Source organism: Micromonospora sp. NPDC048999 (assembly GCF_040649295.1).
Classification (GTDB): Bacteria; Actinomycetota; Actinomycetes; order Mycobacteriales; family Micromonosporaceae; genus Micromonospora.
Genome location: NZ_JBEZFI010000033.1, coordinates 58888 through 67630 on the forward strand (window position 1 = coordinate 58888; position 8743 = coordinate 67630).

5 protein-coding genes are annotated in these 8743 nt (G+C 66.5%); 2 read left to right on the plus strand and 3 right to left on the minus strand.

Annotation, left to right across the window (positions count from 1 at the left end; all coding sequences use genetic code 11):
* Window positions 1-10 precede the first annotated feature (10 nt).
* Window positions 11-784, plus strand: coding sequence for a thiopeptide-type bacteriocin biosynthesis protein (locus AB0C02_RS25755; RefSeq protein ID WP_357551505.1), 774 nt, complete (start codon window positions 11-13; stop codon window positions 782-784).
* 1766 nt (window positions 785-2550) lie between these two features.
* On the plus strand, window positions 2551-3516 hold the full coding sequence (galE, locus tag AB0C02_RS25760) for a UDP-glucose 4-epimerase GalE (protein ID WP_357551506.1): 966 nt from the start codon (window positions 2551-2553) through the stop codon (window positions 3514-3516).
* Window positions 3517-3626: 110 nt separating this feature from the next.
* Here galE and AB0C02_RS25765 read toward each other — a convergent pair whose 3' ends face one another.
* From AB0C02_RS25765 to AB0C02_RS25775, 3 genes are all read right to left on the minus strand, one after another.
* Window positions 3627-5408, minus strand: a complete 1782-nt coding sequence (locus AB0C02_RS25765) for a peptidoglycan-binding domain-containing protein (RefSeq protein ID WP_357551507.1) — start codon at window positions 5406-5408, stop codon at window positions 3627-3629.
* Between the two features lie 48 nt (window positions 5409-5456).
* A complete protein-coding gene (locus tag AB0C02_RS25770; RefSeq protein ID WP_357551508.1) occupies window positions 5457-6848 on the minus strand; it encodes an alkaline phosphatase PhoX in 1392 nt (463 codons plus the stop codon).
* Window positions 6849-7177: 329 nt separating this feature from the next.
* Window positions 7178-8182, minus strand: a complete 1005-nt coding sequence (locus tag AB0C02_RS25775) for a helix-turn-helix domain-containing protein (protein WP_357551509.1) — start codon at window positions 8180-8182, stop codon at window positions 7178-7180.
* Window positions 8183-8743 lie beyond the last annotated feature (561 nt).

An 8743-nucleotide genomic window follows, 5' to 3' on the forward strand; every position in this document is an offset into this window, starting at 1 on the left:
AAGGCCTCTCATGGAGGAAACGCCCTGGAAACAGGTGAACATCAGCTACCCCGGCCACAGCCGGCAAGAACGTGAACAGCAAGCAATCCCCCATCTCAGCCGCGTTCTACCCGACGCCGAGGCCGCTGGCCTGATCACCTCGTGGTGGTTCATGCGCAAAGGGCCATGGCGCATCCGCTACCTGCCCGCCACGCCGAACAACGACCCCGACCCGGTACGCCGCCTGCTCACCGAAACGGTCACCTGGACCAGCGACATCTACGAACCCGAGATCCACGCCTTCGGCGGCCCCGCCGCGATGGACGCCGCACACACCCTGTTCCACCACGACAGCCGCCACCTACTCACTTACCTCCACGACCGCCCTACCGACCGGCGGGAACGCTCACTCATCCTGTGCACCGCACTCATGCGCGCCACAGGACTGGACCCCAACGAACAAGGAGACGTATGGGCGCGAGTCGCCCAACGCCGCCACGAGCACCTCGCCTGGTCCCCTGCCCCGGACCCCAGCACCTGGGAAGCATTCACCGGCAAGGTCCGCCACCTGCTACTCGGCACAGCCCGCACCACCAGCGACTGGCAAACCGCGTTCGAGAACACCGGCACAGCCCTCCGATGCCTGCGCGAGACAGGCAAACTCACACGTGGACTACGCGCAGTCATCGCCGAACACGTGATCTTCCACTGGAACCGGATCGGGATACCGGCCAGAAGCCAAGCCACGCTCGCTCAAGCGGCCACGGAAGCCATCTTCGGCGAAGCTCTGGCGCCACCAGGGTAATGGTGGATATGTTCCCCGTTCAGCAGCGCGGTCCAGCCTTCCCGGCGATGACGCGGTGGACATTTGTCGGCGTACCGCTGAACGCGCAGCACAGCGTCGTGCGGATGGCGGAGGCCCATCCAAGCCTTCAACCGCCCGCGAGCCGGCCAGCGGATTCAGTGAGACCCACAGGAACAGGTGGGCAGCCATCGTGACGTTCCGTTACCAGCTAGTCGACATCGACGACCGCATGACACATCCGCTTCTGCCGATGAGCGCTCAGCTGATTTTGATGGTTGGAACCGATCCAATCGGCAATGCCCCCGACGGGCAATGGGTGGCGGCCACCATGCCTGGACATCCCTGGGGAAGCTGGGCTGTGTCTCGTGTGGCCGTGTCGAGGTGGCCACAGAATCGGCCGCATGGCTCACCATGGACACGCTCATTGGCATCGTGGGGTCCGGGCGCGGTGGATCGGTCTTGGTGCCACGTTCATACTGCTTGGGCTGCTCCACGGTTGGGCGTCAACGGGACGTTTGTTCTGTGCTTGCCGACGTCCCGGTGATCTAGTGGTTTGAGCACTCGCAGTCGGCGTTGAAGCACCTGTAACAACGAGGCTTGTCCCAGCAGTGCCAGCACGCGTCACTGGCGGCATCGTTGGTACGCAAAGTGTGGGGCGCCACGGCTTGCTCGTTCGTAAGGTCAACTGGATCATGACAGGTCTCGCAGGTTCCCACTTCGGCGATCTCGCGTCCAGTCGCAGTGTCCACCCTGCCATCTCCGGCCTGCCAATTGCCATACGACTCGGAAGGGTAACTGGGGTGGAGACGATCGACTCAACCCAGTGCTGACGCTGCCAAGTTGGTCATCAGACCTGCTTCGACAGACATAACAACGGTGACAAGCGTTGCTACCATCCGGCTCACCTTGCTCTCAGGACTCATTGCCGATACGGACACTGAGACAAGGGTTGAGATGCAAGCCAAACTAAGGAAAATCAGCACCACGGCCCAGTGGGTCAACACCGGGTTCAACCGACCGGCTCCGTGATCAAGGGTAGCCATGTCCGGCACATGCCGTCTCCTCCGTTCGGCTCGTTAGACGTCGAGGCGGCCTTGACGCTCGCTCACACTGCCCTTGAGTCGGTGACGGGTGCGGCAGCGTGCGCCTCGTGCAGGCAGGCTACCGGCCTGCCGCTTGACTCCTGACCGCATAGGGTCGCAGAGGCTCCGCTGCTCAAGGGCGACCGGTTTGTGGCCGTCGCCTGCGACGCGAAGCGCCTTTGACGGTGGAGGGGTGGCCGGACACCATGCGCGCCGCCGCACCCGGAGCTCGACGGCCGTGACGCGCTCTACGGCCGGACGCGGGCAGCTGGTGCACGTCGTCCAGGCCGTGCCGGTCGGCCGCCGGCCAAATCTTCCCACCCTCATAACCCACGGCTTGTCTGTGCTCGGCGCGGCCCGACTCCGCTGCTCCACGCCAGCCGACGGGCTGCCTGCGTGTCCGGGCCAAAGCGCCTGAGGTAACGCCGCCCGCTCGACCATGTCCGCTAACCTACGATCGCGACTGTGGTGGCAGCGAGCCGCCGACCTGGCCACGACGCGCACATCTGCCGCGATCCGCGCGCTACGTAGCGTGACGCCGGGCTTGCCGGTTTCTGTCCGGACGTGCCGTGGTGCGGATGTTGATCGTCGTGGGAAATCGGGGCATCCGGTACCGCATCAGCGGAAGTTGTTGCTTCCTGGTCGCTGGGTCGCGCCCCTGATCGGCCTCGGTAATCTACGGTCGTGCGATTCTTGGTAACCGGAGGCGCTGGCTACATCGGGTCCACGGTGACGACGCTGCTGATCGAGGACGGTCACGAAGTCACCGTGCTCGACGATCTGTCCTGCGGGCACGCCTCGGCCGTCCCGGACGGTGTCACGTTCGTGCGGGGCAGCGTGCAGGACACGGCCGAGGAGGTACTGGCCGCCCGCTCGTATGACGGGGTGCTGCACTTCGCCGGCTTCATCCAGGTAGCCGAGAGCGTCGCCGAGCCGGAGAGATACTGGAACAACAACGTGGCGGCCACCATCAAACTGCTGGAGGCGATGCACCGGCACGGCGTCCCCCGGCTGGTCTTCTCCTCCACCGGCACGGTCTACGGCGACACCGCACAACTGCCGATCACCGAGTCGGCGCCGATCGCCCCGCTCAACCCGTACGCCGCCACCAAAGCCGCAGTCGACACGATGCTGACCGGGTACGCGACCGCCCGGGACGTCGCCGCGACCTCGCTGCGCTACTTCAACGCCTCAGGCGCGTTGCTGCGACCACACGGCAAGTCGTGCGGCGAACGCCACGACCCCGAGTCACATCTGATCCCCCTCGTCCTCGAGGTGGCCGCCGGTGAACGCGAGTTCCTACCGTTGTACGGCGACGACTACGACACCACCGACGGCACCTGCGTCCGCGACTACATTCACGTCGCCGACCTTGCCAGCGCGCACCTGCTGGCACTGGCCAAGACACGCCCCGGGGAACATGCCGTCTACAACCTCGGCAACGGTCTCGGCTACTCGAACCTGCAGGTCGTCCAGGCAGTACGCGACGTCACCGGCCATCCCGTTCCCGTCAAACTCGCACCCCGACGACCCGGCGACATCGTCACCCAGGTCGCGTCATCCGCCAAGGCAATGACCGAACTCGGCTGGCGCCCGACGCGCCCCGACCTGCACGACATCGTGGCCGACGCATGGGCGTTCCGCTCGTAATCTTTTTCCTTCATGCACGCTTCTGCCGCGACCGGGGCCAGTTGGGGCGCGATCGCGTCGCGCAGTTTGTGGATCACGGTTTTGAGTTCGTCGCAGTTGAGCCAGTCCGGTTAGAAGCGTCCGAGGTTGAGTGCGTTTTGCAGGGCTCGCACGGTGGTCGGTCCCCAGAGCCCGTCGACTGTAAGTCCGGATCCGGTCATCCGGTTCAGGTGACGTTGCACCGCGCTGACGGTGGAGGCACCCATTATCCCGTCGATAGCGAGGCCGGCGCTGGACCAGGTGTTGAGGTGGTTCTGCAGTGCACGGATCGAGGCAGGTCCCCATTGCCCGTCCACGGTGGCGCCGATGGCGCGCTGCGTGGCGGCGATGGTAGCAGGCCCGAAGTCGCCGTCGACGACAATCCTCGCCCCCTCGTCGACATGCCCGTTGTAGGCGGCATCCGTCTGCGGGCCCCAGAACCCGTCGGCGTCGACACCTACCTTGGTTTGGAGCCAGCGTACGCCCGCCTCGGTCACCGGGCCCCACATGCCGTCCACCGTCAACGGTGGGGTGCGACCGAGGTGGTTGACCGCGTTCTGTTGGTATGTGATGGACCGTACGGTGGTCATGCCGCCGGCGGACGTATCGCCCGTGAATCGCTTGTACGCTGCCTCGGTCTGCGGACCCCAGAGCCCGTCGGCGTCGACACCTACCTTGGTTTGGAGCCAGCGTACGCCCGCCTCGGTCAGCGGGCCCCAGATGCCGTCCACTGTCAGCGGTGGCGTTCGACCGAGGCCGTTGACCGCCCGCTGCTGGGCGGCAACGGTGCGTACCGAGGTCATGGCACCGCCCACGCCATCCGTGCCGTCAGTGATGGGCAGGTCAGAACCCTGCATCCCGCCCTGCACCCAGGCCCGCAGCGCTGACCCCGGGCACTCAGTGGATTGTCCGGGCAGCCCACCGTGCCAGGTTTTGTCCAGCGTACGGCCGCACAGACGGTTGGCGTATTGGTAGAGGGCACGGATCGCCGCAGCGGTCCGGGAGGTGGCCTCGCCATCCCTGCCAATGAAACAGACACCCAGATGGGTCGTGTTGTAACCGGTGGCGTGCGCGCCCTGAATCGACCAGCCGCGCCCTTCGTAGATCTGGCCGTTGCGGTCAACGAGAAAGTTGTACCCGATGTCGTCCCAGCCCTGGGAGTCCATGTGGTAGTTCTGGATCTGCCTCGGGGTCTGGGTAGATGGGCCGGCCGAGTAGTGCACGGTGAACCCGGTGCGACTGCTCAGCTGCACCTGTTCCGCGTTGCGGGGCGGCCGGGCTCCCCACTGGCTACGGGGGATGATGGTGACTCCGCTGCCGGGATCGGGGTCGGCCGGTGGCGGTTCGAAGGATCGGTTGAGCACATACGGGTAGAGGTTGCCTGGGCATTCGGTGTTGAACAGGTTGCGGTGTCCCTTGATTTCCGTTCCCGCGTTCTCGTGCTGACGCAGGTGCCCGATCAGGTCGCGGATCGAGGTGACCATTGCCTGGCTGGGCTGGTCCCCCGACACGATCATGCCCATGACGGCGAAGTAGTTCTTGTTCGCACCAGGCGTCTCGGTGCCGTTGGCCGCTGACCGGACCCTCGCGCCCCGTCCCTCGAAGACCCATCCGTGCTGGCAGACCAGGTAGTTATAGGGAATGTCGTCATATTCCTCCTTCCCCGCCAGCTTCTCGAAGAACGACCTGTTCATGGTCTCGTCCTGGATGTCCCAGACCTGCTGGTAGCAGTCCTGGTGGTTAGCCTTCGGGAACCCGCTGCCTGGCCCGTGGTGGTGGATGACCACCCCACCCAGCCAGGGCGTCCACGGATCGGTGATCGGTTGCTTCGGCGGTACTGCGCGCCAGGCAGAACGGGGAACGATGTAGACCACGGCTGTCTCTCCGATTGTCGGTGGAGGGGACGGATGATCGGAAGCAGGTCAGGAGCCGATCACGCCACCGCCACGGCGGCGGACGGCGTACGTGACCGGATCGGGCCGAGCGGCGTGCCGCCGGCTGTCCGTAGCTGACCACCGCACGCTGACGTACAAAGAGCGCCGGTCCGGAGCGAGGACCACTGCGGTGATTTCCCTGCCGCGAGGGACGGTGAGGAAACGTCGGACCTCGCCAGTCATTGGATCGGCGGCGAGCACCGCGTCGTTGCCGAACGCGCGGTACACCGGTTCCGGCAGGTCGTGCTCTGTGCCCACCAGTGCCGTCCTGATCCACAGTCGACCATCGGGGTCGACGGACAGCCCGCGCGGACGGCCGAAGAAGCCGACGTCGCCTGCCCCCATGGCGGCGGCGCCTGCGGAGTCACCGAGCCATGCGGTGACGTCCCACCGGAAGGCTGTCGCGGTGGCATCGCCCGCGTTCTCCCGCCACCGCAGGACGTGGCCCCATGGAGGTGCATCCAGTTCCCGATCTGGCCCCGCCTGCCCAGCCTCGGATGTTGGTTGGCAGCGGGTGGTCCGGGTGCCGCCCGCAATGGCGCAATAGGCGCTTTCTCCCCGCGGGTCGACCGCAACCTGCTGCGGGCGTCCCAGCGGCGTTGCACCGAGCGCGTCGGCGGCCAGCCGGGTACGCAGTAGGACATCGGCCTGGTCCCGCCAGCCGTTCTCAACCGTCAGCAGGCCGTGCCCATGCACCAGCGGCAGCCAGTGCCCCGACCCGTCTGCGGCGAACTGGGCGACGTGCAGCACGCCATTGTCGAGAGGACTGCGGCCACGGGCCCGTTCCCGCCGCCATGTGTCGGCTCCGACAAACTTGTAGAGGTAGCCGCCGTTCTCGTGGTCGCCGCTGTAGACAACTACCCGACCCTCGCATTCGACGGCCGTCGCCCCGACGGGGTTGAACCGGCCCAAGGCGGTCCGCTTCACAGGGGCGCAAGGGGTGCCGTCGGGGTTGATGTCGAGCTCTACCACCCAACCGTACCGGTCGGCTTCTGAGGGATCGGCGCCGAGGTCGAGGCGGGGTTGCGCCCCGGAGCGGGCACCGCCTGGCAGGCGCGGGCCAAGACCGTACCGCAACTCGGTCTCCGTGGGTCGCCAGTCGAGGTCGCGGACGTCGAACCAGCGGTGGAACCCCTCCTCACCCGCAAGGTACGACCCCCATGGGGTAGGTCCCGAGGTCGCGTCGGTCAACGTCGCGGTCACCGGCAGCCTCCCGCGTACGCCGCGAACTGGACCGGCGAAGGCGGCTGGGCCGCTACCGGTCAGCCGGGCATCGCGAGGCGGATCGAGGATCGCGTTCGGCGCTCCCTCCAGCGATGCCTGCGCCGACACCCGGAACTGGTAGCCGGCCGGAACTCGTACCGACGTGGCGTCATTCACGGGCACCGAGGGGAAGCCGAGCAGGGCGCGGCCGGGCGCCGGGAGTGGCGCAGAGGCGAGAGCTTCGCCTCCCGGCATGGCCAGCCACGCCGCCGCCGACGCCAGGCCGACCAGAGCCGTCCGTCGTGAGACGACATCGGATTGTCCAGCTGGGATGTGCTGCTCTTCCCGCATGCGTGTCTCCTCGGCCGTACGTGCGCAAACTGTGTCGGTCAGTGGTCTGTGCGGTGGAACCGGTCGTGGCGCGCTTCGCGCTACTGGGGGCTACTCTGGCCGGTTGGCAGAGCCGGGTCCACGCTTTGCCTTGAAGCGCAATGGCGCAGCGCGGGTCAGGCCGGGAGCTCGCCGTTGAGCAGGGCGATGCCCAGCCCGGTGGTCCGGTGCCACACCGAGCCACCGTGCCGCTGGGTCTCCATGAGCCCAGCGCCGCGCAGGACAGCGGTGTGACGACTCACCACTGGGTCCGCTACGCCCGTACGCCGGGCCAGCTCTCTGGTACTGCCACCAGCAGCCGCCTCGGCCAAAATTGCCGCCCGGGTTTTGCCGAGAAGGGCGACGACAGACGGTGCTCCACTTTGCTGCCCCGCGGGAGCGCGGCAGAGGCTGAGGCTGAGCCGCGGCGCGAGCGGGTAAACCAGGACGGGCGGCTTGTTGACGTCCAGCAGAGTGATCGGTTGTATTCGGCAGAAGAAGGACGGGACCAGCACCAGTCCTCGCCCCTGTAAGTAGATGTCCTGCTCCGCGTAGATCGGTATCTGCAGCACCGGAGCTTGCCAGATCACCCGGGGGTGCAGGCTGGCGAGGAGCTGGTCGACCCCACCGGCCAGCAGTGCGTGCCCCCGGCGTGCCCGGTCCGCCTCGGCCTGCACCCGGAGTGCGTTCTGGTATGGCGCCAGGGCCAGCTGGTAGTAGGTCACGAGTGCGGTTTCGAGACGGCGTAGCGCGGGAACCTCACCGGCGCCGAGGGCGCTGGCCCAAGTGCTGGCTGCGTTTGCCTTCGCCAACACCTTGATGTTCGCGCTCAACTCCCGTCTTGGAGTGGACAGTACCCGGTCGACCAGAACCTCGAATTCGGCGTCCGCTCGTCCCGGCGTGAGGAAGTCGGGTGAGTATCCCCAGGGTCGGGCCAGCTCCGCGAGCAGGCGGACTGAGGCGGAGCCGGCAGAGCGAACCTGCCTTCGCCACTCCCCGAACAGCACCGAGGTGCCGCGCTCCTGAAGCACATGGAGGCTGAGAAGCACCTCCCACAGCGGGTCAACGTCGTCGGCGATCGTTACTCGCGCCAGATCTTCGCCGGTAAAATGGATGCGCAGCATTTGCCCCCCGCCCGACACGCAAGCATGCTGCTGGTGCCGTTCCCCGTACGACCGCCAGGCCACTGAGAGAGCAGAGCCGTCAGATTGGCGTCCGCCTTCGTCCGGATGCTCACAATGGCGGCTTTGCTGGTTGTGCCGGAATACCATACATCACTATCAGTAGGTTCGGTGCGGAGACCGCGACCGGACTGCAGCACCCAGCTCGGATTCGCCACCTGGAAGCCGGCGATGAGCTTGGCCCGGTTCGGGCTTCGGCGGGTGGCGATTAGCCGCTCGGCGCCACCATGAGTTGGCCCGCTTCGCCGGTTTTACCGCATTCCTTCTTGGTCGGCGCCATTGCGCTGCAGCGCAAACGGTGGAGATCGTCTGTCCATCAACAGATCATGGAGCACGAACCCCATCAGCACCCCGGTGCTGCTGGTTCGGGGCAGCCGGTCCGGCGTGCCGACCGGGGCCACTACCACGCGAAAGGGCGAGTCATGTTGGCTCTTCGAACTTGAGCGGGGTTCGCGGCTGGGCCGACCCGAGAGTGAGGGGCTCGCAGCTCGTCAGTGATCATCGGAGTGTCTAGTTCGGATG

What these genes read in the sequence shown, in the direction of transcription:
- AB0C02_RS25755 (WP_357551505.1), top strand. Translation starts at nt 11, where the DNA reads ATGGAGGAAACGCCCTGGAAACAGGTGAACATCAGCTACCCCGGCCAC.